Here is a 25,446-nt window from a genome sequence, read left to right as displayed (position 1 = left end):
GCAGCCGGTCCTGGGAAATCAGTATCCCATCAGGCTGAGCACTTCCTTGCGGCTGCGGTCGTCCTCCAGGAAAGTGCCCATCATCCGGCTGGTAATCATTCCCACGCCCGGCGTTCGGACGCCGCGCGCGGACATGCACGCGTGGTTCGCCTCGATCACCACCGCGACGCCGTGCGGCTGGAGATGGTCCCAGATGCACTGCGCGACTTCGGCGGTCAGGCGCTCCTGAATCTGCAGGCGGCGCGCATACCCGTGCAGCACGCGCGCGAGCTTCGAGATGCCGACGACGTGATCGCGCGGCAGATAGGCAATCGCGGCCTTGCCGATGATCGGCGCCATGTGATGTTCGCAATGCGACTGGAACGGAATGTCCTTGAGCAGGACCACTTCGTCATAGCCGCCCACTTCCTCGAAAATGCGCGAGAGATGGATGGCCGGATCTTCGGCGTAACCGATGCAGTATTCCTTCCACGCCCGCGCGACGCGCTGGGGCGTGTCCAGTAGGCCTTCACGCTCCGGATCGTCCCCGGCCCAGCGGATCAGGGTGCGGATGGCATCCTGTACTTCCGTAGGGACAGGGGGCTTGCCGAGCGGATTGTCTTCGTCGGGCCCTACCAGACTGCTCATCCCCTGGATCTCCTTTGTAACCTCAGCATCAGCTTCATCCGCATGAGTTGCCCCTTGCGGCGAAACAACCCGCGACGCTCGATCGGCTCGAACAATTCGCCAGGCCGCTCCGGATCGAGCAACGCGCTCTCGCCGAGCGCTCTTTCAGCATCCGAAAGATGTTTCAAGGGCAAGGGTTCCACATATTTGCCCGCCGGCACCAGCGATCCGATCGTTGCCGCCATGGAGCCATGGCGCTCCAGCCCGGTTTCGATCACTTCCTCCTTGACCCCGCAATGCTCGGCAAGCAGCCGGATGCGCAGGGATGTGATGGCTGGTCCCACCCCGGCATTGGCCGGCCGGCGCGTGTCGATGAATACGTCGCACTCGCTGTCGAGCCCCATCGAGCGGTTGTTCATGTTGGCCGAGCCCACGCGCAGGATCTCGTCGTCGACAATCATCAGCTTGGAGTGGATGTAGATCGGCGTGCCATCCGAGGCATAAGGCGCGTAGATGTGCAGGCGCCGCGCATGGTCCGCCTGCCTCAGCGCCTCCAGAAGGTGGACGCGCGCCGTGTCCATGACGATCTGTTCCAGCCAGCCGTCCGCCGCAAGCGAATTGACGATCACGATCTCGGGCGGATCGTCTTCCAGAAGCCGCTCGCAGATGACCTCCGCGATGGCCCGCGAGGCGAAATACTGCGTCTCGGCATAAATGAACCGCTGCGCGCGGCGGATCTGCTCGATGAACAGTTCCTCGATCTCCGTGACCTGCCCGCATTGGCCCCACGCCGGACGCGTGCGCGCGATCCCGACCTCCACGTTCTCGAACTCGGCTTCGATCGCGCTCGGCCACGGGCTCTCCCGCTGGGGCCGGCACGGTTCGAGCGGTTCGCCGCCCGCCGCCCGCCAGCGCTCTCGCCCGAGTTCGCCGAACGCGATGGCAACGTCGCCCTCCATCAGCATGGTGACGTCATGCCAGGGACCATAAAGACGCCCGCTGCTGCGACGGCGCCGCGTGTCCTTCGGCAGGTGCTCGCTGGTGTCCCAGCGGTCCGACGTCATGTCGATGCCGCCGCACGCCGCCACGACATCGTCGATAACGACGATCTTCTGGTGATGACTGCAACCGATCGGATGCGCGGAATCGAACTTGAAGTCGATGCGGCGATGCATGAACCAGCGGACAAGATCGAAGATCATCGTCCCGCGAAACAGCGATTTGAACAGCGAGAACTGCCACTTCAGGATGCGTATGTTCAAGTCGCCGTTGCGGCGCACGAGCCAGAGAATGAACGAACCGAGTCGCGCGGGAAACCGCTCCTTGCGCCCGCTTTGCCACCAGCGGCGCCCGGACGAGAGCAGAATGCGCGAATCGAAATCCCAGAAGATCAGGAAAATGCGCTGTCGAGCCTCGAGCATCGCTTCGCGCATGGCATCGAAGTAGTCGTCAGCATCGATCACGAGATGGGCGCGAGTGGCCATGGCATAGCGCCATACCGACCGCCGGCCGCCTTCCGTTTCCTCTGCCGTTTCGGCACCCGTCTCGCTCATTACCAGCCTTGCTGGATCAGGCAGTTCACAGGATCAAGCCCGTTTTCCAGGCGCCGAGTCGCACCGGCGCACGCGGATTTATCCGAACTTTTACTCCGCATGGCGGATTTCTGCCATTCTTTGACGCCAAAACGTCAATTGGGCGGTTGATCTATCGCCGTTCAGCCGCCATTCGTCTTCGCGCGTGTAGCAATCACGCCCCGCTGTCCGCTTCCGGCAACGACGATCATCGTCGCGCGAAGCGGGCTCCTGGCCCTTCGGGTCGGGTCATTCGTCCGGCAACGATCCGGACCCCCTTTCGTGCTCTCGCGTGATTGAGAGCCAGTACCGGGGCCGCATGACGGTCTCGCACGAGAAGGAGTATAACATGAAGAAATCCCTCATCGCCGCCGCGATAGCTGCAGCGAGCCTGGCTCCCGTCGCCGCGGTGGCGCAGGACGCTGCCGCTACCGCGGTCGCCCCGACGGTGGGAGCCAAGGTCTTCGGCCCCGAAGGCAACGAAGTCGGCACCGTGGAATCGGTCCAGGGCGACGTCATCACGGTCTCAACCGGCACCGCCCGCGCTGGCCTTCCCAAGAGTGCCTTCGCCGTGCGCGAAAAGGGCCTGACCATCGGCATGACGAAGGCCCAGCTCGAAGCGGCCATCAGCGGCGCGGCGGCTCAGACCGACGCAGCCAAGGATGCCACTCTCGTGGTCGGCGCTGCAATCAAGAGCAGCGACGGAGTAGCGCTCGGCACCGTCTCGAAAGTCGAAGGCGACGACGTCACCGTTACGCTGAGCGATGGCTCCAATGCCGTGCTCAAGAAGTCCTACATCGGACTGACAGCGGATCAGTCGCTGGCGCTCGGCATGACCGCGGCGGATTTTGCCCAGGCGACGCAGGCCGCCGGCACCGCGCAAGCGAGCGCGGACGCCAGTGCCCCCCCCTCGAGCGAGGAGAACGCCGCGACGGTCGCCGAGTAAAACAAAGGCTTCCACGGCGTTGATAAGTTCGTCAGCGCGAAAACGTACGGGGCCGGGCGCGACAATTGTCGTGTCCGGCCCTTTCCTTTCAGCGAGACGATTGCTCGTCAGGGAGGAGTTTCCCGGGAAAATCCTTGCGGCGCCGCTGTGCAATAGCCAATAGGGGCTGGCGTTTCCGCCGCGTGCCGTTCTTCCCTTGCGTTTCCAAACCGAGCCGCCCCGCCTTGAACTTTCCGGAGAAAATCCTCAACTTGGCGAGGGCCGTCCCCGGCTTCGACACTTCCTTCGACCTCGCCCGGCGGCGCGCGGCGACGGCAATTGGCGCAATCGTACTCGGGCTGGTGGCCATAGTCTTCGCCTGGTTCGGAGACAGGGCGCAGGAGATCTTCACGAGGGCCGCGACCCAATCCCCCTACCTTCCCCTGATCCTGACCCCCACGGTATTCGCCGCCGTCGTATGGATTACCAATACCTGGGCGCCCGCGGCAAAGGGCTCAGGCATCCCGCAGGTCATTGCCGCCGGCAAGGACCTCGACCTCACCTATTCTAGGCTTCTCTCGCTGCCGACGGCACTGGGCAAGCTGCTCCTGACGATCGCCATGTTGCTTGTCGGCGGCTCGGTCGGGCGCGAGGGGCCGACGGTCCAGGTCAGCGCCGCGATCATGGTCGCCTGCCACAGGTTCCTGCGGGTGCCGATGACGGCCGGAGTGCTGATCGCGGGCGGCGCGGCGGGCGTCGCAGCGGCATTCAACACGCCGCTGGCCGGGGTCGCGTTCGCCATCGAGGAACTGGCTTCGGCTTTCGAGCAGCGCGTCGCCGTGCTGGTCATGGCGGCCGTGGTCGCCTCGGGCCTCGTCAGCCTCGCGATCGCCGGAAACTATGTCTATTTCGGCGTCATGCATGATACGCTGAAATTCGGCGCGGTGATCCTTACCGCACCGGTCGCGGGCATCTTTGGCGGCGCGCTGGGCGGGCTGTTCGCACGCTGCCTCCTCGCCTTCGCCCGCAGCGGACACGCCGTATTCGTCGCCGTGCGAAAGCGTCCCGTCCGCGCCGCGTTCGCCTGCGGCCTGATCGTCGCCGTCATCGGCGTGCTGACGGGCGGATCGACCTGGGGCACGGGTTACGAAACCACCAAGCTGATGGTCGAAGGGCAGCAAAGCGCCTCGCCCTGGTTTGGCCCGGCCAAGTTCCTGGCCACGACCGCGACCGCGCTGTCCGGCGCCCCCGGAGGCATCTTCGCGCCTTCGCTGTCAGTGGGCGCGGGCTTCGGTCAGCTGCTCTCCTATATGTTCCCCGAATATCCCATGCCGGCGATCGTGCTGCTGGGCATGACCGGCTATTTCGTCGGCGTCGTGCGCGCGCCGCTGACCGCCGTTATCATTCTCATGGAGACGACGGCCAGCCGGGGCATGATCCTGCCGCTGTTCATGACCGCGATCATCGCCGATGCCGTAAGCAAGCTGGTGTGCCGCGAAAAGCTCTATCACGGCCTCTCACGGGGGTTCATGGTGCAAAGCACCAAGCCCGGCGAAACTGCCGCCAAACAAGCCTGAGCGAGGAAAGCCAAGGTCGCGGCTGCGACCGCCCGGCCCTTGGGGCGAACACATAATGGCGCGCCCGGAACGATTCGAACGTCCGACCCTCAGATTCGTAGTCTGATGCTCTATCCAGCTGAGCTACGGGCGCGCACGAGCCCAAGGTTTCCGCGGGGGCTCGCCTTGCGGCGCATATCCCTCCGCCATGCCTGGCATGATCCTTTCCTCCTGCCCAGGGACGGGAGGAAATGGCGCGCCCGGAACGATTCGAACGTCCGACCCTCAGATTCGTAGTCTGATGCTCTATCCAGCTGAGCTACGGGCGCGTTGGAGGTGCGCCAATAGAAAGGGATTCGGCTTCGGTCAACGCCTATATCGTCTTCCCGGCCAGGAAACCGCACAAGGCGTCAGCCAGCGGATAGTCGAGCGGCGGCATCCGCAGGTCGCAGATCGCCGTGGGCGGATGCCAGGCGATTGCCTCCGCCTCGCGCGCATGCGGCGTGCCGGCCCAGGCACCGCAGGCGTAAAGAAGAATGACAAGCGGCCGGCGGGGAGCCGTGCCTTGCGCAGTCAGCCCGCTGGCGAAGCTCACCGGCTCCAGCGCCGCCGGATCGATTCGCACGGCGAGTTCCTCTTCAAGCTCGCGCACGGCCGCGTTTTCGGGCGTTTCGCCGATTTCCACCTTGCCACCGGGAAATTCCCACAAGCCGCCATGTACGGCCGAGAAATGCCGCTGCTGCATGAGGATACGTCCGTCTGGGCCAGTCAGCGCGACCGCGACGACCAGCATGGGTGTAAGAGTTTTTTCCAGTTCGGTGCGCCTTTTTAACAAGGAATTAAGATCGAAGTGACATCCCCCAGCATATCAGGGGACATGCAGGTAATCATGGCACGCAAACGCATCCTTGCCCAATTGCTGCAGGACGAAACCGGCGCAAGCACTGTCGAATATGCGCTCATCCTGGGAATGATCGTGCTCGCCATGTTCGCGGCGCTCAGCGGTGTCGCCACCGTCACGGTCGATATGTGGGACAACATGGCCAACACGAGTTCCGAGGCAATCAACGGCGGCTGACGAGCGCGCGGACTTAAGCATTTCTCAAGGAATCGCCCGTAATCACGTAAACGTCCGGAGAGCTAATGGGGATTAGAGCGGGCCGGGCCGGGTATACAAGACTGCTTATCAGGAGACATGTGATGAAGTTTCTCAGCAAACTGCGCCGCAACGAAGAAGGCGCCACCGCGATTGAATACGGTCTGATCGCCGCACTCATCGCCGTTGCCGCGATCGCCGCCATGCAGGGCATGGGCGAACAGCTGACTGCCACCTTCGAGAAGACCTCGAGCACGATGGAAGCAACCAACTAAGTAGCGCGAAGCCAATTGAAGAATTTGGGCGGCAGGGAAACCTGCCGCCCATTTTCGTTCGGCGATTCAATACGTAACGATCTTCACCTTCTGTCCCGGCGTCAGCGCGGAATCGGTCCGCAGGCCGTTGAGCACCAGGAACCGTTCCAGCTTCGCATCGCTGTAGGACATACGCTGCGCCAGCGACTGGAGGGTGTCGCCCGGCCTTACAGTCACCACATCGATCCGGCGGGGCTTCACCGTGCCGGCCTCTGCCGCCGAAAGGCGGCGCAGGCTGCGGAACATGGGATTGAACACGCCCGCGCCGCCCGCCTGGGAGACTGTCACGAAGTGATAGGCCTGGCCGTTTCCGAAATCGTAGGCGAAGACGACGACATCGACGCTGCCGTTCGATACCTGCGCCCGCGCAACGCCATAGGCCGCCGGTATGCCATTCACGGTGGTCCGCTCTATGGACGGCGTGAGACGAGGCTGCCCCGAACCGGTCAGCCCGGCGAAGACGCCCTGGACATACGCGTCGAGACCCGTGCCAAGCGGGCCGCCGGAGAACTGCGCCTTTGCGGACTGGCCGTTGATCGAAACCGCGCGGGTTCCGTTGACCATGTAGAAGCCGTCCGGCGTCTCGAACGCGAAGCGCAGGACCGGATGCGTAAACCTGCTGCCTTCGATCACGCCCTGCTTCGGATCGTCCCCGTAGACGAGCCCGTCGATGCCGGTGAGGAAAGCGTCGCGGTTGATCGTACCCGTGGCGCCGGCCCCGGCGCTCGCCATGGCATCACGCACGCGCGAAGCGGGATCGGGGTGCGTCGAAGCCCATTCAGGAACCTGATTGCGCGTGCCGCGCAGCTGCGCTTCCAGCGCGTTCTGCCGGGCGAGGCTTTCGAGCACCGTTGCCATCGCGCGCGGATCGTACCCGGCGCGATTGAGATAGGCGATGCCGAGCCGGTCCGCCTCAAGCTCCTGCGAACGCGAGTATTTCAGCGTCAGCAGCTGCGAGCCTTGCGAGAACAGTTCCTGACCGAGCTGTCCGAACGAATTGTCGCCAAGCAGAACGCCAGAGAGGATCGAACCGATCGCGCCGAGGATCTGGTTGCGCTGCGCCGTCTGCTCACGTTTGGCGGCATGGCGCGCGGCGACATGGCCGACTTCATGCCCGAGCACGCCGGCCAGTTCCGCCTCGTTGTTCATCAGCGCGGTGAGCTGGCGGGTGACGTAGACATAACCGCCGGGAATCGCGAAGGCATTGTTCACCGGTGAATTCAGCAAGGTCACGGTAAAATCACCGCGCGCGTTGCTGAGGCCGGACTGCACCGCGATGTTCTTGCCCACCGTCTCCACATAAGCAGCCTGCGGACCCGAAACGGACCCGCCGAACTCCGCGAGGAGCTGCGGATGCGCCTTAGCGCCTTCGGCCTTGTCGGCCTGGCTGATCGAGGCAGGCGTACCCGGAGTGCCCGCCGAGGCAACCCCGCCACCGGTGGCGGGCGTGCAGGCCGTCAGCGCCAATGCCACCGCCGTGCCGGTGGTGACGGCAAGGGCCGCGATCCTGACGCGTCGCGATGCTTTAATCATGTCCTTCCTTCCTGAAATGCTCGATTCTTGCGATCTTCCCTGCACGCGAGAAACAGCCCGCGCACCGGCTTGTTCCCTCATCAAGCCTTGCGCGTTCCTGAAAGTGGGTGCCGCGCGTTGACCAGTTCGACCAGCCGCGCGCTGTCAACGTGCGTGTAGATCTGGGTCGTGGCGATGTCAGCATGGCCGAGCAGCATCTGCAACACGCGTAGGTCCGCGCCGCCCTCCAGCAAGTGCGTGGCGAAGGCGTGGCGCAGGACGTGCGGCGATACGCGCGTGGGATCGAGCCCGGCGCGCAGGGCCAGTTCGCGCAGGAGCTGGAACAGCCGCACCCGCGTCAGATGCCCGCTGGCGCCGCTCGACGGAAACAGGAACTTCGGCTGCCCGCGCCGCACCGCCATCCAGCGCGAGAGCGCGATGCGCGCGCGGGTGCTGACCGGCACCATGCGCTGTTGGCCGCCCTTGCCGGTGACATGCAGGAACGGCGCGTCTCGCGGCACAGCGGAAAGCGGCAGCGACACCAGCTCGCTGGCCCTGAGCCCCGAGCCATAGAGCAGTTCGACGAGCGCCAGCAGACGCACCGCATCGGGCCGCTCTGCCGCAGCCTCCTCCTCCGCCAGCGCAAGGAATTGCTCGACCTCCGCGTGCGACAGCAGGCGCGGCAGGGGCCGGCGGGTGCGGGGCCGTGGCAGCGAGCCGGAGGGATCGTCCTCACGCACGCCCTCGTCTACCAGAAAGCCGTAGAACTGGCGCAGCGCGGAGCATCTCCTCGCCAGGCTCGACGCCGCGAGCCCGCTCCACGCCTCGCCAAGCGATGCGAGCGCCTGCCCCTCCGCCCCGGCAAGATCGCCCAGAACGTCCCCCGCCGCCGCCAGATCGCGCCGGTAGGCCTCAAGCGTATTGGCCGCTGCCCCGCGCTCGGCCGCCAGCATCGCCAGAAAACGCTCGGCGAGGTCTTCTCCCGCCATATGCAGGGATCAGGCCCGGCTCACCGCTTCGGCGGCAATCATGCGCGCCTCGGCATCGAAACCTACCCTGCGAAGCGCCGAGACGATGTGGAACAGGTAGCGCGGCGTCATGCGCTGCCAGTTCGTGCCCTGCATGCCAAAGCCGGCGAGCAGGGCCACGCTTGCCTTGTCGCCGCGCTCCGCCGCGCTGTCGATCGCCGTCGTCCAACGCGTCGTGCCGCCGAGGTTGAGTGAAAGATCATTCGAAAAGCGCGAGGCGTCGTTTTCGTCGATACGCCCGAGTCCCGCGAGACCGGCGACGAGGAACGCGGCCTTGCGCTTGTTCGCGCTCTCGTCATCGTCGATGAATCGATCAAGATCGCCGGTATCGACGGAGCGGGTCCGCCCCGGCGAGCCCACGGCAAGCAGACCCCAGGCAAGGCTGCCGTCCTCCACCACCGAAGACCAGCGCGCGGCGTTGGCGTCATAACCGGCCGACAGCATCGAGGAGATCAGCGAAGCCGCACTGTCCGCCAACTCGTCCGTGGCCGGCATGCGCGCGGCGGCGGCGGCGGTGAGCACGCGGCGGGAATAGGCCGCCTCGCTGCCGGGCGCGGCATTCCACAGCGCCTGCATGGCCGCAAGTCGGGCAGCGGGGCTTTCCAGCGTATAGGCATCGCGCAGCGATTCGGCGCGGTCCTGCCACTCGCCGGTAATGCCGGTATCCGCATAGATCTGCCCGTAGAGGTCCACCATCGCTGCGTTCGACAGGATGCCCGCCGCACCGGCGCGGTCCGTGGCTGCTGCCCTGTCCTGGAGGCTCACCATCGGCGCGAGCGCGGTGGTATAGGCGTACTGCGCCCCGGCACCTGTCATCAATCGTGCCGGCGGTTCGAGGCCGACACCGAGAGCGAGGCCATAGCGCCAGGGCGTCATGTCCTTCACCTTGTCCCATTCGATCGTGACGGCACGGCGCGTCTTGCCCGCCGCCCCGGCATACTTCTGTGCCAGAAGCAGGTCGACATTCGTCATTGTGCCGCGCCGACGGTCGCGTTCGAGCGTGGAAAGCGCCGAACTGCTGTTGCCGCGAAACGCTTCGCATATGGCCTTGGCCACATCCCACTGCGGATCATCGCGCAGGCTGCCGTGGGTCGCCAGGACCGGGCACAGACCGGTGAAATCGGACGTACGCTCATATGTACGCATGGCAAGATCGGCCAGCGTGGGCGTATAATTGTCGATGTCGATGTCCTGCAGCACGGCGCGGGCGGCGTCGATCTCGCCCATTCGCAGCAGCAGGCCGATGCGCAGCGTGGCGAACTGCTGCGGCTCCATGCCGGCTGGCGCCTGCAGGCGCGAAATGAGCGCCCGGCGCAGAAGGATATGGCCCCAGCGCGACACCAGCGTCCCGCGATTCGACGAGAGCGCGAGTTCGACGAGCCTCGGGTTCTGGCCCGCGAGCGAACCCTCCGGCAGACCGCCTTCGGACGCGGTGATGAGGCCCACGCGCTCCATCGAGCGGCGAGCGGCGGGCGGCATGTCGAACTGGACCTTGCTGCCCAGAAGCTCCTCGAAGTCCTCCGGCGTCATCCTCGCCAGTTCCTCGAGCGAGGGGATGCGCGAAAGCCGCGAATCGCTCTCCTGCCGCGCCTCTGCATCCGTCCCTGTCCCGCCCGGTAGCGCCTGGACCACGGGCGAGGAAACAGAACGCGGCGTGCCCGCGGCGCTTCCCGGCCCCGGCTGCGGCCTGGGGGTGGGCGTCGGGGCAGGCGCGGGCGCCGGATCCTCGAACATCTTGGGCAGCAGGGATTCGGGCGCGTCCTGGGCCACGGCCCAGACCGAGGTAAGCGCCAGTGACGCGCCGGCGAGCAGGTACGCCGCTCTCACTGCGCAAGCTCCGGAACGGCGACCGGCTCGACGATCTCATGCACCGGGACGTAACCGGCATCGATCCAGGCCCAGACCAGCAGCGCTATGATCGGAATGGCGACGGCTAGCCAGATCGCGCGTCTTCCCATTGTAACCGTCAACTCGCCTTCCTTCACCGATGCTTGCGCTGCGACCTAGCGCAACTATAGGCAGTGGGGCAATGGAGGTTCAACAGACCCGCTTCTCCGCCCAGGAGATTGCCGCGCTGGCAAAACGCATAGATCGTCCGATCGTGCTCGTCGGAATGATGGGAGTCGGCAAGTCGAGCGTCGGCAAGCGGCTGGCATCGCTGCTCGAATGCCCGTTCGTCGATGCCGACGACGAGATCGAAGCCTCCGCGCAGATGTCCATCCCCGAAATCTTCGAGACTTACGGCGAGACCTATTTCCGCGACGGCGAACGGCGCGTGATTGCCAGGCTGATCGAGGATTGTGACGGATGCTGCGTGATCGCCACCGGGGGCGGCGCCTTCTGCAACGATCAGACCCGCGCCTTGATTCTCGACAAGGCTCTCACCATCTGGCTGGACAGCGAGATTGACACGCTGGTCGAGCGGACCGGCCGCAAGGACAACCGCCCGCTGCTACAACAAGGCGATCCGCGCGAGATCCTCGGCCGCCTGCGCGAAGAGCGGCGACCATACTATTCGCAGGCGCCGATCCACGTCCTGAGCGCCAGCGGCCCGCACGTCCAGACGATCAACAAGGTGCTTCAGGGGATTTCGCAATGGCTGTGATTCCGGTAGATATCGCTGGTCGCCCGTACGAAGTCCGCGTTGGCGCGGGCCTGCTGGCCGAACTCGTGCCGCATTGCCGTGGCCGCCTGCGCAAGCGCGAGGTGCCCATCGTCACCGACGCCAATGTCCACGCCGCGTGGGGCGATGTCGTCGAAGCGTCCCTGCGCGATAACGGGCATGAGCCGCACTGGCGCATCCTGCCGCCGGGTGAGAAGACCAAGTCCTGGGACGAACTCGCCGCTACCGTGAACTGGCTGCTCGGCCTGGAAGTCGAGCGCGGAGACCACATCATCGCGCTCGGCGGCGGCGTCATCGGCGATCTCACCGGCTTTTGCGCCGCCATTCTGAAGCGCGGCTGCGGGTTCATCCAGGTGCCCACCACGCTCCTTGCACAAGTCGATTCCAGCGTGGGCGGCAAGACGGCGATCAACACGCCCGCCGGCAAGAACCTCGTGGGCGCCTTCCACCAGCCCGCGCTGGTGCTGGCCGACCTTTCCACGCTCGAAACGCTGCCGCCGCGTGAAATGCTCGCCGGCTATGCCGAAGTCGTGAAGTACGGCCTGATCGACGATGCGGATTTCTTCGCCTGGTGCGAAAGCAACGGCGCGAAGATGATCGCGAGCGACAGTGCCTTGCGCGAATATGCCGTCTCCCACTCGGTGGCGGCCAAGGCGCGGATCGTCGCCGAGGACGAGTTCGAGACCACCGGCCGCCGCGCATTGCTCAACCTGGGCCATACCTTCGGCCACGCGCTGGAAGCCGAGACCGGCTTTTCCGACGCCCTGCTGCATGGCGAGGCGGTGGCACTGGGCATGGTGCTCGCGGCCCGCTATTCGGCCCGCAAGGGGCTGATGGCAAGAGCCAGCGCCGAGCGCGTCGCGCGGCATGTCGGAGAAGTCGGGCTGCCCGCCAGCCTGGCCGCGCTGCGGCTGGAGTGCGACGGCGCCGACCTCGTGCGGCACATGCTCCACGACAAGAAGATGGATGCCGGCACCCTGCCTTTCCTGCTGATGAAAGGCATCGGCAAGACCTATCTGGACAAGGAGGTGTCGCTCGACGACGTCGCCGCCTTCCTCGACGAGGAACTCGTACGCGAGCCTGCCTGACCACCCTTTCCCCATCGCAAGAGAAGGTCCGCCCCGCAGTGTCGTACCGACGGCAGACCGTGCCGCGAACGGGAACGCACCGCACCGGATCGGCATTTTGCAGGTGAAGGAGACGAACGATGCCTGCCAAATCCAAGACACAGCAGAAGGCCGCCGGCGCGGCCCTGTCCGCCAAACGCGGCGATACCAAAAAGAGCGACCTGAAAGGCGCTTCGCGCGGAATGGTCGATTCGATGTCCGAGAAGCAGCTCGAGGAAATGGCCAGCACGAAACGCAAGGGCAAGCCGGAGCACGCGGACGACTAAATTTCCGGTGCGGCGGCGCCCCGGTGTTACATTGCCGGCGAACACACGCAAACGGCGTGATCAGCCGAACACCGCGATCGACTGCATGCCTGCGAGCATCGGCAGTCCCTCCGCGTTCCACAGCCCCATGCGCTGGCTGGAACAGCCGTGGTGCGCATAGTCGCCGGTGGAGCGCAGCAGCCACCAGCCGTCGCGGGTCTCCGGCGCCGTAGTCAGAAGATTGACCTGCCAGTGCATCGTGCTGACCGGCACCGTCGGTCCGAGCAGCGGCATGACGCCGGGCGGCAGCGCGTCGGCGCAAAGCAGCAGTTCGACCATCGGATCCAGCCCTTCGTGCTCGCGCGGGCGGACCCACCAGGAAATCTCGGGCCTGCGCTCCTCGGTCCTGGGCAAGGCAAAGCGCACGTCGAAATTGTGACGCAGGAAAGTCGCGCCGCGCTCGGTCGAAAGCGCGACCCCGTCCTCGGGCGGGATGACATGATCGGGAAGCGGCCGGTCGTCGATCGCGAGGCCGCTTTCGATCGGCCGCACGAAGACGAAGCTGGCCGTGAAGCCCAGCCCCTTTTCCCCCGAGATCTCGGCCGAAATCCAGGTGGCATTGCGCCCTTCCCGTTCGACTTTCGCGCGCGCCTCGATCCGGCCGTGGAGCGGTGCGATCATTGCGAGCTGCGCCGAGCGCGGCGGCGGAAGGTCGCCCCCCACCTGCTGCGCGACTGCAAGGGCCAAAGCCGAGGAGAACCCGCCATAAGCGGTCCGCCCCTGATGCCAGGTCTCGGGCACATCGACGGCGAGACCATCCGTGAGCGTCTCGCCGCTCGCCAGCACCTGACCGAAGCCCGGCATCAGAACAGCCGCGTCCCGTTCGGGACCGGCGTGTCCGGGCGAAACAGAACCACCCTGCCCTCCTCGTCGGCAAAACCCAGCGTCAGCACTTCGGACAAGGCCTTGCCGATCTGCCGATGCGGAAAATTGACCACGGCCGCGACCTGGCGGCCTATCAGTTCTTCGGGGGCATAGAGCGCCGCGACCTGCCCGACGCTCTTCCTCTCGCCGATACCGGGGCCGAAATCGATGCGCAGCCTGTAGCTCGGTTTGCGCGCGCCCTCATAGACTTCGGCCGCGACGACGGTACCGACGCGGATGTCGACTTTCAGGAAGTCGTCAAACGCGATCGTCTCACCCGCAGGCGCGGCCGGGTCATGATCGAGGTGCAAGCCTCACTCCATCTCGAGGATGATCGCATCAACGGCGAGACTTTCGCCCGCCTTGGCGTTCAACGACTTCACCACGCCCGCCTTTTCGGCACGCAAGGTGTTTTCCATCTTCATCGCCTCGACCACGGCGAGCGGCTGGCCGGCTTCGACCTTGTCGCCCTCTCCCACGTGGAGCGCGACGAGCAGGCCGGGCATCGGGCAGATCAGGAACTTCGAAAGATCCGGCGGGACCTTTTCGATCATGTGCTGCGACAGGTAGGCGACGCGGGTCGGCAGGCAGTCGATCTTGTGGATCGTGCCGCGGGTCGTCATCTTGAAGCCCATGCGCGTGACGTCGAGCTTGATGCCGATGTCCTCACCATCCACTTCGGCCTCGAGGTAACGGTCGCCGGGCGAGTATTCCACCGCGAGATCGACCTCCACGCCGTTCACCGAGACTTCCTCCTCGTCGATGATGACGTGGAACGGAGTCTTCCCGATGGTGACGCTCCAGTCGCTCGGCGCATCGGTTGGCTCGGCAAGCTGGCCGGAGACGCGGCGCGAACGGTCCGAACGCGCGGTGGCGACGAAAGCCGCGACGGCCGCCAGCTTGGTCTTGAGGTCGTCCGAGGCCGGAGCGCCGGTGAAGCCTTCGGGGTATTCCTCGGCGATGAAGCCCGTGGTCAGCTCGCCCGAGCGGAAGCGCGGGTGCTGCATGATGGCGTTCACGAAGTCGATGTTGTGGCCAAGGCCCTCGATCTCGAAAGCGTCGAGCGCGGCGATCTGCTTGTCGGCGGCCTCGTCGCGGGTCTCGCCCCAGGTGATGAGCTTGGCGATCATCGGGTCATAGAACATCGAGACTTCGCCGCCTTCATAGACGCCATCGTCCACGCGGATGCCATTGAGGCCCCGGCGACCGTTCGCCTCGCCGTCGTCCTCCCAGCCCGGCACCGGCGGGCGATAGCGGGTCAGGCGCCCGGTCGAGGGCAGGAAGCCGCGATAGGGGTCTTCGGCATAGACGCGGTTCTCGATGGCCCAGCCCTCGATCTTCACGTCCTCCTGCTTCAGCGCCAGTTCCTCGCCAGCGGCGACGCGGATCATCTGCTCGACGAGGTCGATGCCAGTGATGCATTCGGTGACGGGGTGCTCCACCTGCAGGCGGGTGTTCATCTCAAGGAAGTAGAAGCTCTCGCCCGTGGGGTCGGCGCCCGAGACGATCAGCTCGACGGTGCCGGCCGAATAGTAACCCACCGCGCGCGACAGGGCGACGCACTGCTCGCCCATGGCCTTGCGCATCTTGTCGGTGACGAAGGGCGACGGCGCTTCCTCTACCACCTTCTGGTGGCGGCGCTGGATCGAGCATTCGCGCTCGTTCAGGTAGAGGATGTTGCCGTGCTTGTCGCCGAGGATCTGGATCTCGATGTGCCGCGGGTTGAGGATGAACTTCTCGATGAAGACGCGGTCGTCGCCGAAGGAGTTGAGGCCCTCGCGCTTCACGCTCTCGAAGCCCTCGCGCACGTCCTTCTCGGAATAGGCCAGGCGCATGCCCTTGCCGCCGCCGCCGGCCGAGGCCTTCATCATCACCGGATAGCCGATCTCGTCGGCGATCTGCACCGCATGATCGGTGCTTTCGATCTCGCCCACAAAGCCCGGCACGACGTTGACGCCGGCTTCCTTGGCGAGCTTCTTGGACTCGATCTTGTCACCCATCGCGGCGATTGCGTTCACGGGAGGGCCGATGAACTCGATGCCCTCTGCGGCCAGCGCCTCGGCGAACGAGGTGCGCTCGGAGAGGAAGCCGTAACCGGGATGCACCGCCTCGGCGCCGGTCTGCTTGCAGGCCTCGATGATCTTGTCGGCGATCAGGTAGCTTTGCGCGGCCGGCGCCGGGCCAATGTGGACCGCCTCGTCGGCCATCTGCACAAACGGCGCGCGCGCATCGGCATCCGAATAGACGGCCACCGTCTGGATACCCATCCGGCGCGCGGTCTTGATGACGCGGCAGGCGATCTCGCCCCGGTTTGCGATGAGGATTTTCTTGAACATTGATTTCAGTTCCTAACGACCGGCTCGACCAATTATATTGAACATTTTATTGGAATTGCGGAACAAGTAGAAAATTTCTGACGTTCCTGACTCAGGAATACTCACCATGCAATCAATCTCGTGGGATTGAAGCTTCTCCTCTTCATGAGGATCCCAACGGACTTCGTAGCGTGTAAGTCGCTTGCCTTTCTTCACACGTTTGGGAACGATGTACCCCGCGCCAGCGCCTCCGTCGGAAATGACGAACTCGCCTTCCACGATCACACTGCTAATGCGATTGACAACGTCCATCGTTGGGGGAATGCAGGCACCGGCTGGTATTGATGAGCCCAGAAACGCCGCTACGGGCAACATCCACCTCATTGTTCCAGCTCCACTTCATCGTCACCCTGAACTTGGTTCAGGGGCCATCGCGCCACACAGACCGACGGTCTGTGGCGAGAAATGGATGCTGAAACAAGTTCAGCATGACGGGCTTGGGGAGCGGGACGGTGTGCCATCAATGCCCGCCCTCTCCTTCATCGTCGCCCCCGCGAAGGCGGGGGTCCCGCTTTTGGGCGACGGCGCACAAGGCAGCGGGACCCTCGCCTTCGCGGGGATGACGAGATCGGGCGAGGGAACGGTGCATTCTCACTCCGCCGCCTCCAGCTTCGCGCAGCCCTTCGGCATGCGCTGCGCATCGATCTCAGCCCGCGTTTGCGAAATAGCCATCGCCTTCAGACCAAGCCGCGCGAACATGGCCGCATCGGTGTCGTCGCCCGCATTGGGCGCGGTCAGCAGCTTGTCGCCGGTGAAGATCGAGTTCGCTCCGGCCAGGAAGCACATCGCCTGCGTCATCTCGGACATGGACTCGCGACCCGCCGAGAGGCGCACCATCGAGAGCGGCATGGTGATCCGCGCAACCGCCACGGTGCGCACGAATTCCACATCGTCGATCTTGGCGAGCGGGGTGTCGGCCAGCATGTCGCCCAGCACCGTGCCCTTGACCGGCACCAGCGCGTTGACCGGCACAGACTGCGGATGATCGGGCAGCGTCGCCAGCGTGTGGATGAAGCCCACCCGGTCCTCGCGCGTCTCGCCCATGCCGACGATGCCGCCCGAGCAGACGTTGATCCCGGCCATGCGCACGTTGGAGAGCGTGTCGAGCCGGTCTTCCATCGTGCGCGTGGTGATGACCTGATCATAGCGCTCTGGCGAGGTGTCGATGTTGTGGTTGTAGTAATCCAGCCCCGCTTCGCTCAGCATATCCGCCTGCTCCGGCGTCAGCATCCCAAGCGTCATGCAGGTTTCCATGCCCATCGCCCGCACGCCCTTCACCATCTCGATGATGGCGGGCATGTCGCGGTCCTTGGGGTTGCGCCAGGCCGCGCCCATGCAGAAGCGGGTCGAGCCCTGATCGGCGGCCTGCGCGGCGCGCTGGAGCACGGCCTGCACACCCAGCAGCTTGGTCGCCTTGACGCCGCTGTTTGCCTTCACCGACTGCGAGCAGTAGCCGCAATCCTCCTGGCACCCGCCGGTCTTGATCGAAAGCAGCGTCGAAAGCTGCACTTCGTTCGCCGGATGGTTGGCGCGGTGGACCTCGGCCGCGCGAAAGACCAGCTCTGTAAACGGCAGGTCGAACAGCGCGGCGATTTCCTCGCGGGTCCAGTCGGTGCGGGGGGCTTGGGTCATCATGTATTCCTCAGGCGGCCTTGGCCCGCGCGCGCTGCGCGGCGTAGCCCGTCAGTGCCGCTGCATAGTGCGGTCCGGCCCGGCGTTCCAGTTCTCCCTCGTCGAAACCTTCCACAGACTGTGCGATCCGCGCCACTGCCGCGTCGCTCAGGGCGCCGAGCGGCGCGCGGTAAATCCCGATGGTGAAGACGATTGCGCGCGATTTCGGCAGGCGGCGCAGCGCCTCGCGCTCGCAGCGCACGAACAGCGTTTCGCCGGCGTTCTCGGCCGTCACATGGGCAAACCGGCCGGCGGGCGGCAGTCCGGGGGTGTAGCGCAGCGCGTCGGACGCCACGACAAAGGCATTGGTGCGGCCAAAGATGTTGAAGGACTGAAGCCCGTCCATGAACCTGTCTACGCCCGAGGAAAGCTGCTCGGCATAGCCGTGGATCGGCTCGTGGACCTGATGGAGCGGGCGCCCGATCTTCTCGGCAAGGCGCCAGTCGGTGGGAAACGCCACCGCCGCCGCACCGAGGCGGAACGGCTCTCCCGGCGCGTCCTGCACCATGACGCACAGGTCTTCCCATACCGAACGCGCGCAGGCTTCCAGCCCGCCCTCAACGCCGAGCAGGCGCGCCAGTTCGGCAATTCCGGCCTCGGCTTCCGGCAGGACCATGACGCTTTCGGGATGGGCATCGAATCCCGCCTTGCGCGCTGCAAGATCGGGGTGTGGATCGAGCCACTCGCTCTCGGCGAGCTTGACCAGCCCCATGCGCAGCGGGCCGGAAACCCGTGCGCTCGGAAGCAGATCCTCCACCGAAAAGCCCAGTGACATCGTGCGGTTCGCCCCCTGCCCTGCCTACTCGGCCGCCTGGAGTTCGCTGCCGAGGGGCGGCATGTTGTGGCCGAGCAGACGCAGCATGTCGGCCGCGCATTCGACCACGTTCGAACCCGGGCCGTAGATGCCCTGAACGCCCGCTTTCTTGAGGAAGTCATAGTCCTGCGGCGGGATCACTCCGCCGGCGACAACCTTGATATCGGCGCGCCCCGCATTCTTGAGATGGCCGATCAACTCGGGGATCAGCGTCTTGTGCCCGGCAGCGAGCGAGCTTGCGCCTACCGCGTCGACGTTGTTCTCCAGCGCCATCTGGCAGGCTTCCTCCGGTGTCTGGAAGAGCGGACCGGAGACGACCTCGAAGCCCATGTCGGTAAAGGCCGAGGCGATCACGTTGGCGCCGCGATCATGCCCGTCCTGGCCCATCTTGGCGATAAGCACCTTGGGCTTGCGGCCGAGGCGGCGGGTTACCGCGTCGACCCCGTCAAGCACCTGCTGATAGCGGCCATCGCCGGCATAGGCTGAACCATAGACACCCTTGACCGGCGTCGGAACGGTTCCGTAGCGGTCGAACGCGACTTCCATGGCACTGGAAATCTCGCCCAGCGTGGCGCGGTGACGCGCGGCTTCCACGGCGAGTTCGAGCAGGTTGCCCTTGCCCTTCGCGCCTTCGGTCAGCGCCTTGAGCGCGGCCTGACATGCAGCCTCGTCGCGCGTAGAGCGGACCTGCTTGAGACGGGCGATCTGGCCTTCGCGCACCTTGTGGTTATCGACCTCGAGCGTCTCGAGATGGTCTTCCTGATCGCGGCGGTACTTGTTGACGCCGACGATCACGTCCTCGCCCCGGTCGACACGGGCCTGACGGGCGGCGGCGGCTTCCTCGATCATCGCCTTGGGCCAGCCGGCGGCGACCGCCTTGGCCATGCCGCCCTCGCGCTCGACGCGCTCGATGATTTCCCAGGCCTTGTCGACCAGTTCCTGCGTCAGCGCCTCAATGTAGTAGGAGCCGCCCAGCGGATCGACGACATTGCACATGCCGGTCTCTTCCTGGATCACGATCTGCGTGTTGCGCGCGATGCGGGCGGAGAAATCGGTGGGCAGCGCGATCGCCTCGTCGAGAGCATTGGTATGCAGCGACTGGGTGCCGCCCAGCATCGCCGCCATCGCCTCGATCGTGGTGCGCATGACGTTGTTGTAGGGGTCCTGCTCCTGCAAGCTGACGCCCGAGGTCTGACAGTGGGTACGCAGCATCTTCGAACGCTCCGACTGGGCGCCGAGCTGCGTCATGGCGCGGTGCCACAGCGTGCGCGCGGCGCGCAGCTTGGCGATCTCCATGAAGAAGTTCATGCCGATGGCGAAGAAGAAGCTGAGGCGCCCGGCGAACTTGTCGATATCGAGGCCGCTGGCAACGCCGTATTTCACGTATTCCATGCCGTCTGCGATGGTGAAGGCCAGTTCCTGCACCTGCGTCGCGCCGGCTTCCTGCATGTGATAGCCGGAGATGGAAATGCTGTTGAATTTCGGCATGTTGGCCGAGGTATATGCGAAGATGTCCGAAATGATCCGCATCGAGGGTTCGGGCGGGTAGATATAGGTGTTGCGGACCATGAACTCCTTGAGGATGTCGTTCTGGATGGTCCCGTCGAGCTGCTCGGTCGGTACGCCCTGTTCCTGACCCGCGACGATGAAGAAAGCGAGCACGGGGATCACCGCGCCGTTCATCGTCATCGACACACTCATCTTGTCGAGCGGAATGCCGTCGAAGAGGATCTTCATGTCCTCGACGCTGTCGATGGCGACGCCCGCCATGCCGACGTCACCCACCACGCGCGGATGGTCGCTGTCGTATCCGCGATGGGTGGCCAGGTCGAAGGCGACGGAAAGGCCCTTCTGGCCGGCGGCGAGGTTGCGGCGGTAGAAGGCGTTGGACTCTTCGGCGGTGGAGAAACCGGCGTACTGGCGGACGGTCCAGGGACGACCCGCGTACATCGAGGCGCGTACGCCGCGCGTGAAGGGGGCGAAGCCCGGCAGGCCGGGATCGGCCTTCACGTCCTCGGCAGTGTAGAGCGGCTTGACGGCGATCCCCTCGGGCGTGTGCCAGGTGAGGTCCTTGCCCTTGACCTCCTTGTCCGCCGCTGCCTTCCAGTCGTTGATGGTCGGTTTGTCGCTCATCGCACTACCCTTGCCGCTTCGTCATGCTGAACTTGTTTCAGCATCCATTTCTCATCCTGCTCCGTCCGTGCCGAGAGGCACAGTGGATCCTGAAACAAGTTCAGGATGACGGAGAAACCAAACTCAGTGGTCGCCCTTCGGCGTCTCCATGATCTCGGTGAGCTGCCCGCCCATGTCCTTCGGGTGGACGAAGAAAATGAGCGTGCCGTGCGCGCCGATGCGCGGCTCACCCAGCACCCGCTTGCCGAGGCTTTCGAACCACTTCTTGGCCTCGTGGATGTCGGGCACTTCATAGCAGATGTGGTGCTGCCCCCCGAGCGGGTTCTTCTCCAACCACTTGCCAACGGCCGAATCCGCCTGCGTGGGCTGGAGCAGTTCGACCTGGGTGCCCGCAGTGCCGTCCTCGCCCGGCGTATTGACGAAGCACACGCGGACCTGCTGGCTTTCGAGCACGAAAGGCTCGGTGATGTCGGTCGCGCCCATCACATCGCGATAGAACGCAATCGAGGCGTCGAGATCGGGCGTCGCAACGCCGATGTGATTCATGCGGCCGAGTTTCATACGCTTACTCCACGTTCTCGATGACCATGGCGATGCCCTGGCCGCCGCCGATGCACATGGTGATGAGGCCGTACCTGCCGCCGATGCGCTTCAGCTCGTACATGCACTTGATGGTCAGCATGCAGCCCGTGGCGCCAACGGGGTGACCGATGGAAACGCCCGAACCGTTGGGGTTCACCTTCTCCGGATCAAAGCCGAGCACCTTAGCGCAGGCGGCCGCCTGAGCGGCGAAAGCCTCGTTGCTCTCGATCACGTCCATCTGGCCGAGCGAAAGACCGGCGCGCTCCAGCGCGATGGGAACCGCCTTGATCGGGCCTTCACCCATATATTCGGGCTCGACGCCGGCGTGACCCCAAGCGACGATCCTGGCCATCGGCTTGAGGCCGCGTTTCTCGACTTCGCTGCCGGTCGCGAGGACAACGGCGGCGGCACCATCGTTGATGCCCGAAGCATTGCCGGCGGTGACCGCGCCATCCTTCTTGAAGGCCGGGCGCATGGCCGCCAACGTCTCGGCGGTCGTGTCGGCGCGCACATGCTCGTCGGTGTCGAACACGGTCACGCCCTTGCGGGTCTTGATCTCGACAGGAAGGATCTGCTCCTTGAAGCGTCCTTCCGCGATGGCGCGCGCCGCGCGCTGGTGGCTGGTGGCCGCCAGCGAGTCCATGTCCTGACGTGTTACCTGATGGCGCTCGGCGACGTTCTCGGCCGTGATGCCCATGTGGTATTCACCGATGGCATCCGACAGACCGAGCGTCAGGGCGTCTTCCTGCGTGTTCGCCCCCATTTTCCTGCCCCAGCGCACGCCATGGTCGTGATAGGGCACGTTGCTCATGGACTCCGCGCCGCCGGCCAGCGTGATCGTCGCCTCGCCCAGCTTCATCATCTGCGCGGCCGAAACTATCGCCTGCACGCCCGATCCGCAAAGGCGGTTGAGCGTCAGCGCCGGAGTGGATAGCGGAACGCCGGCATTGATGCCGATAACGCGGGACAGCATCTCGTCACGCGCGCTGGTCGGCATGACCTGGCCGATCACCACGTGCTCGACCGCTTCGGGCTCCACGCCCGCGCGCTTGAGCGCTTCGGCCGCAACCTTGCCGCCGAGGTCCGACGGCATGAACGACTTCAGCGAACCGCCGAAATCGCCGACCGCCGTGCGCACGCCGCTGACGATGTAGATGTCTTCCATGATGCTCCTCCTGTGCGCAGCTTTGCTCACAATGGAATGTTGTCGTGCTTTTTCCAGGGGTTCTCCTGCTGCTTCGTGCGCAGCTTGCGGAGGCCCAGGGCGATGCGGCGGCGGGTCGAATGCGGGTAGATCACTTCGTCGATATAACCCCGGCTGGCGGCCACGAACGGATTGGCGAAGCGGTCTTCATATTCCTTGGTGGCGGCGGCCATGCCCTCGGCATCGCGGCCGCGGAAGATGATTTCCACCGCGCCCTTGGCACCCATCACCGCGATCTCGGCGGTCGGCCAGGCGTAGTTGAGGTCGCCGCGCAGGTGCTTGGAGCTCATGACGTCGTAGGCGCCGCCATAGGCCTTGCGGGTGATGACGGTAATCTTCGGCACAGTCGCCTCGGCATAGGCGAAGAGCAGTTTGGCGCCGTGCTTGATGATGCCGTTGTGTTCCTGATCGGTGCCGGGAAGGAAACCCGGAACGTCGACAAGAGTCAGGATCGGGATGTTGAAGGCATCGCAGAAGCGCACGAAACGCGCGGCCTTCTTGGACGAGTTGATGTCGAGCACGCCGGCCAGCACCATCGGCTGATTGGCGACAACGCCCACCGTCTTGCCCTCGACACGCCCGAAACCGCAGATGATGTTCGCCGCGTGGGTCGGCTGGATTTCGAAAAATTCGCCTTCGTCCACCGTCTTCCTGATGACTTCGTGCATGTCATAGGGCTGGTTGGCGTTGGGCGGGACGATGGTGTCGAGGCTCGGCTCCAGGCGGTCCCACGGATCGGGACAGGGACGCTCGGGCACATCCTCGCGGTTGGAAAGCGGCAGGTAGTCAAAGAAATCGCGCGCGGCGAGCAGCGCCTCCACGTCGTTTTCCAGCGCAAGGTCGGAAACCGAGGTCTTGGTCGAATGGGTGATCGCGCCGCCCAGTTCCTCTTGCGTGACAACCTCGTTGGTGACGGTTTTCACCACGTCCGGGCCGGTCACGAACATGTAGGAGCTGTCCTTCACCATGAAGATGAAGTCGGTCATCGCCGGCGAATAGACCGCACCGCCCGCGCAAGGCCCCATGATCATCGAGATCTGCGGAACCACGCCCGAGGCCATGACATTGCGCTGGAACACTTCGGCGTAACCCGCCAGCGAAGCGACGCCTTCCTGGATGCGCGCGCCGCCGGAATCGTTGAGACCGATCACCGGGGCACCGACCTTCATCGCGTTGTCGAGCACCTTGCAGATTTTCTGCGCGTGGCGGTTCGAGAGCGAGCCGCCAAACACAGTGAAATCCTGGCTATAGACAAAGACGAGCCGGCCATTGATCGTGCCCGAGCCGGTGACGACACCGTCGCCCGGGATTCTCTGATCCGGCATACCGAAGTCGATACAGTCATGCTCGACGTAGAGATCGAGTTCCTCGAAGCTGCCTTCATCGAGCAGCACTTCGAGCCGCTCACGCGCGGTCAGCTTGCCCTTCGCGTGCTGAGCGTCGATACGCTTCTGGCCCCCACCCATCCTGGCGGCGGCGCGGCGCTTCTCCATTTCGGCGATGTTTGCGGACATTCAGCTTCCCTTATCCGAGGAGGTTTCGTGCGTTTTCGTGACCGTGCCTAAGGCAGGTTGTTCCGCTCAGGTCAATAGGTTTAATCGTGCGGTTAAACCAGTTCTGTTGAGGAAAGCCGCCGATTTCCCTTCGCAGCCCACGCGAAGTTCTAACCCGGAATCGCGCCGGAAAGCACGAAATCCGGCCTTTGTCATAAGGGCGATCGATCACCGCGACAACGCTAACCGCAACGGCCAGCATCAGAATGGCGAAACCGCGCCCCTCACTTGAGCAGCACGAGTTCCTCCGACATCGTCGGGTGAATCGCGACCGTCGCGTCGAAGTCCGCTTTGGTCAGCCTCGCCTTCACCGCAACCGCCGCCGCCTGCATGATTTCCGGCGCGTCGGGTCCGATCATGTGGATGCCCACGACACGATCCGTGTCCGCTTCGCAAACCATCTTGTACAGCGCGCGTTCGTTGCGGTGCGCGACGACGTTCTTCATCGGCCGGAAATCGCTGGTATAGACCTTGACCGCGCCGAGTTCGTTGCGTGCCTGCGCCTCCGTCATGCCCACGGCCGCGATCGGCGGGTGGCTGAACACGGCCGAGGGAATGCAGTTGTAGTCGATCGTCGTCGGCTTTCCGCCGAAGACTGTATCGGCGAACGCCTGCCCCTCGCGGATCGCCACGGGGGTAAGCTGGACCCGGTTGGTGACATCGCCCACAGCATAGACGTGATCGACGCTGGTCTTCGAATATTCGTCGACGCTGATCGCGCCCTTCTCGTCGATCTCGACGCCGGCATCCTCGAGGCCAAGCCCCTCGATGTTCGGCACCCGGCCGGTGGCGAACATCACGCAGTCGACTTCGAGCGGATCGTGGTTGGACATGTGGACCGTGAGAGAACCGTCCGCGTTCTTCTCGATCTTGCGGAAATCGGCGTTGAAACGGAAGTCGATGCCCTTGAACATCGAAATCTGCAGCAGCCGGTCGCGCAGGCTTTCGTCATAGCTTCGCAGGAGCTGGTCGGATCGGTTGATCAGCGTGACTCTGGCCCCGAACTCGTTGAAGATACCGGCGAATTCATTGGCAATATAGCCCGCGCCGGCGATCAGGATGCGTTTCGGAATGGCATCGAGATGAAACGCCTCATTCGAAGTGATGCCCAGGTCGTGACCGGGGCAATCGGGCACATGCGGGCGGGCCCCGGTGGCGACGAGAATGATCCTCGCCGTCTTCCTCTCGCCGCTCGACAGGGTGACCTCGTGCGGCCCGGTGATCCTGGCGCGTTCATGGAATATCTCGACTTCATGGTTCTCGAGCGTCTGGGTGTAGAGTCCGTTGAGCCTGTCGACATCGCTCAGGACATTGTCGCGCAGCTTCACCCAGTCGAAGGTGCATTCGGGGATATCCCAGCCGAAGTGCTTCGCGTCCTCGAGATCCTCGGCGAAGTGCGCGCCGTAGACGAGCATCTTCTTGGGCACGCAGCCCCGTATCACGCATGTGCCGCCGACTCTGTGCTCCTCGGCCACGGCAACGCGCGCGCCATGCGCGGCAGCCACCCGGCTGGCGCGAACGCCGCCCGAACCGGCACCGATCGTGAAAAGGTCGTAATCGTATTCGGACATGCACGTCTCCCGGTCG

25 protein-coding genes and 2 tRNA genes are annotated in these 25,446 nt (G+C 64.7%); 7 read left to right on the top strand and 20 right to left on the bottom strand.

What is annotated here, in order from left to right:
* Positions 1-18: 18 nt before the first annotated feature.
* On the bottom strand, positions 19-627 hold the full coding sequence (folE, locus tag IEX32_RS10560; protein ID WP_188771235.1) for a GTP cyclohydrolase I FolE: 609 nt from the start codon (positions 625-627) through the stop codon (positions 19-21).
* Positions 624-2,159: a phospholipase D-like domain-containing protein gene (locus IEX32_RS10555; protein WP_188771233.1), complete on the bottom strand. Its 1,536-nt coding sequence runs from the start codon at positions 2,157-2,159 to the stop codon at positions 624-626. Before IEX32_RS10555 ends, folE begins: the two co-directional genes overlap by 4 nt.
* A 367-nt stretch (positions 2,160-2,526) precedes the next feature.
* On the opposite strand from IEX32_RS10555, the gene IEX32_RS10550 reads away from it, so the two are divergent.
* Positions 2,527-3,123, top strand: a complete 597-nt coding sequence (locus IEX32_RS10550) for a hypothetical protein (protein WP_188771231.1) — start codon at positions 2,527-2,529, stop codon at positions 3,121-3,123.
* A gap of 251 nt (positions 3,124-3,374) precedes the next feature.
* Positions 3,375-4,679 carry a chloride channel protein gene (locus IEX32_RS10545; RefSeq protein ID WP_229736310.1) on the top strand — a complete coding sequence of 435 codons (1,305 nt, stop codon included), beginning with the start codon at positions 3,375-3,377 and terminating at the stop codon, positions 4,677-4,679.
* A 56-nt stretch (positions 4,680-4,735) separates the two neighbouring features.
* On the opposite strand, the gene IEX32_RS10540 is transcribed toward IEX32_RS10545, so the two are convergent.
* The 3 genes from IEX32_RS10540 to IEX32_RS10530 all read right to left on the bottom strand — a co-directional run bounded on the left by IEX32_RS10540 (position 4,736) and on the right by IEX32_RS10530 (position 5,451).
* Positions 4,736-4,812, bottom strand: a tRNA-Arg gene (locus IEX32_RS10540).
* Positions 4,813-4,910: 98 nt separating this feature from the next.
* A tRNA-Arg gene (locus tag IEX32_RS10535) sits at positions 4,911-4,987 on the bottom strand.
* 44 nt (positions 4,988-5,031) lie between these two features.
* On the bottom strand, positions 5,032-5,451 hold the full coding sequence (locus IEX32_RS10530) for a (deoxy)nucleoside triphosphate pyrophosphohydrolase (protein ID WP_188771227.1): 420 nt from the start codon (positions 5,449-5,451) through the stop codon (positions 5,032-5,034).
* 96 nt (positions 5,452-5,547) lie between these two features.
* Between IEX32_RS10530 and IEX32_RS10525 the strand changes: the two genes are divergently transcribed.
* Both IEX32_RS10525 and IEX32_RS10520 read left to right on the top strand, forming a co-directional pair.
* A complete protein-coding gene (locus IEX32_RS10525) occupies positions 5,548-5,736 on the top strand; it encodes a Flp family type IVb pilin (protein ID WP_188771225.1) in 189 nt (62 codons plus the stop codon).
* A gap of 122 nt (positions 5,737-5,858) precedes the next feature.
* A complete protein-coding gene (locus tag IEX32_RS10520) occupies positions 5,859-6,029 on the top strand; it encodes a Flp family type IVb pilin (protein ID WP_188771222.1) in 171 nt (56 codons plus the stop codon).
* A 66-nt stretch (positions 6,030-6,095) separates the two neighbouring features.
* Here IEX32_RS10520 and IEX32_RS10515 read toward each other — a convergent pair whose 3' ends face one another.
* The 4 genes from IEX32_RS10515 to IEX32_RS10500 all read right to left on the bottom strand — a co-directional run bounded on the left by IEX32_RS10515 (position 6,096) and on the right by IEX32_RS10500 (position 10,578).
* On the bottom strand, positions 6,096-7,601 hold the full coding sequence (locus tag IEX32_RS10515) for a M48 family metalloprotease (protein WP_188771220.1): 1,506 nt from the start codon (positions 7,599-7,601) through the stop codon (positions 6,096-6,098).
* Positions 7,602-7,681: 80 nt separating this feature from the next.
* On the bottom strand, positions 7,682-8,569 hold the full coding sequence (locus IEX32_RS10510) for a tyrosine recombinase (protein WP_188771218.1): 888 nt from the start codon (positions 8,567-8,569) through the stop codon (positions 7,682-7,684).
* A 9-nt stretch (positions 8,570-8,578) separates the two neighbouring features.
* Complete coding sequence (locus IEX32_RS10505; RefSeq protein ID WP_188771216.1) at positions 8,579-10,435, bottom strand: hypothetical protein; 1,857 nt, start codon at positions 10,433-10,435, stop codon at positions 8,579-8,581.
* Positions 10,432-10,578, bottom strand: coding sequence for a hypothetical protein (locus tag IEX32_RS10500; RefSeq protein ID WP_188771214.1), 147 nt, complete (start codon positions 10,576-10,578; stop codon positions 10,432-10,434). Before IEX32_RS10500 ends, IEX32_RS10505 begins: the two co-directional genes overlap by 4 nt.
* 59 nt (positions 10,579-10,637) lie before the next feature.
* On the opposite strand from IEX32_RS10500, the gene IEX32_RS10495 reads away from it, so the two are divergent.
* The 3 genes from IEX32_RS10495 to IEX32_RS10485 all read left to right on the top strand — a co-directional run bounded on the left by IEX32_RS10495 (position 10,638) and on the right by IEX32_RS10485 (position 12,624).
* Entirely contained in the window at positions 10,638-11,213 is a 576-nt protein-coding gene (locus tag IEX32_RS10495) for a shikimate kinase (RefSeq protein WP_188771212.1), read from the top strand.
* Complete coding sequence (gene aroB, locus IEX32_RS10490) at positions 11,204-12,319, top strand: 3-dehydroquinate synthase (RefSeq protein ID WP_188771210.1); 1,116 nt, start codon at positions 11,204-11,206, stop codon at positions 12,317-12,319. The genes IEX32_RS10495 and aroB overlap by 10 nt, the downstream gene beginning before the upstream one ends.
* Before the next feature lie 119 nt (positions 12,320-12,438).
* Positions 12,439-12,624, top strand: coding sequence for a DUF3008 family protein (locus IEX32_RS10485; protein WP_188771209.1), 186 nt, complete (start codon positions 12,439-12,441; stop codon positions 12,622-12,624).
* A gap of 60 nt (positions 12,625-12,684) precedes the next feature.
* On the opposite strand, the gene IEX32_RS10480 is transcribed toward IEX32_RS10485, so the two are convergent.
* From IEX32_RS10480 to gor, 11 genes are all read right to left on the bottom strand, one after another.
* A complete protein-coding gene (locus IEX32_RS10480; RefSeq protein WP_188771208.1) occupies positions 12,685-13,467 on the bottom strand; it encodes a thioesterase family protein in 783 nt (260 codons plus the stop codon).
* On the bottom strand, positions 13,467-13,838 hold the full coding sequence (locus IEX32_RS10475; protein ID WP_188771206.1) for a tRNA-binding protein: 372 nt from the start codon (positions 13,836-13,838) through the stop codon (positions 13,467-13,469). Before IEX32_RS10475 ends, IEX32_RS10480 begins: the two co-directional genes overlap by 1 nt.
* 3 nt (positions 13,839-13,841) lie before the next feature.
* Positions 13,842-15,863 carry an acetyl-CoA carboxylase biotin carboxylase subunit gene (locus IEX32_RS10470; protein WP_188771204.1) on the bottom strand — a complete coding sequence of 674 codons (2,022 nt, stop codon included), beginning with the start codon at positions 15,861-15,863 and terminating at the stop codon, positions 13,842-13,844.
* 12 nt (positions 15,864-15,875) lie between these two features.
* The gene (locus IEX32_RS10465; protein ID WP_188771202.1) at positions 15,876-16,226 is read right to left on the bottom strand and encodes a hypothetical protein; all 351 of its coding nucleotides are present in this window, start codon (positions 16,224-16,226) and stop codon (positions 15,876-15,878) included.
* 267 nt (positions 16,227-16,493) lie between these two features.
* Entirely contained in the window at positions 16,494-17,537 is a 1,044-nt protein-coding gene (gene bioB, locus IEX32_RS10460) for a biotin synthase BioB (protein ID WP_188771200.1), read from the bottom strand.
* Positions 17,538-17,544: 7 nt separating this feature from the next.
* Positions 17,545-18,348: a heme-dependent oxidative N-demethylase subunit alpha family protein gene (locus tag IEX32_RS10455; RefSeq protein WP_188771198.1), complete on the bottom strand. Its 804-nt coding sequence runs from the start codon at positions 18,346-18,348 to the stop codon at positions 17,545-17,547.
* Positions 18,349-18,372: 24 nt separating this feature from the next.
* Complete coding sequence (scpA, locus tag IEX32_RS10450; RefSeq protein ID WP_188771196.1) at positions 18,373-20,520, bottom strand: methylmalonyl-CoA mutase; 2,148 nt, start codon at positions 20,518-20,520, stop codon at positions 18,373-18,375.
* A gap of 123 nt (positions 20,521-20,643) precedes the next feature.
* Positions 20,644-21,081, bottom strand: coding sequence for a methylmalonyl-CoA epimerase (mce, locus tag IEX32_RS10445; RefSeq protein ID WP_188771194.1), 438 nt, complete (start codon positions 21,079-21,081; stop codon positions 20,644-20,646).
* A 4-nt stretch (positions 21,082-21,085) separates the two neighbouring features.
* Complete coding sequence (gene bktB, locus IEX32_RS10440) at positions 21,086-22,267, bottom strand: beta-ketothiolase BktB (RefSeq protein WP_188771192.1); 1,182 nt, start codon at positions 22,265-22,267, stop codon at positions 21,086-21,088.
* Positions 22,268-22,293: 26 nt separating this feature from the next.
* Positions 22,294-23,820 carry an acyl-CoA carboxylase subunit beta gene (locus IEX32_RS10435; protein ID WP_188771190.1) on the bottom strand — a complete coding sequence of 509 codons (1,527 nt, stop codon included), beginning with the start codon at positions 23,818-23,820 and terminating at the stop codon, positions 22,294-22,296.
* 263 nt (positions 23,821-24,083) lie between these two features.
* Positions 24,084-25,430 (bottom strand): glutathione-disulfide reductase, encoded by a 1,347-nt coding sequence (gor, locus tag IEX32_RS10430; protein ID WP_188771188.1) that lies wholly within the window; start codon positions 25,428-25,430, stop codon positions 24,084-24,086.
* Positions 25,431-25,446 lie beyond the last annotated feature (16 nt).

The sequence above is a fragment of the Novosphingobium endophyticum genome (genome assembly GCF_014640675.1).
Taxonomy (GTDB): domain Bacteria; phylum Pseudomonadota; class Alphaproteobacteria; order Sphingomonadales; family Sphingomonadaceae; genus Novosphingobium; species Novosphingobium endophyticum.
The sequence above is the reverse complement of the archived record's forward strand: the minus strand, read 5'-3'. Positions and strand labels throughout refer to the sequence as shown.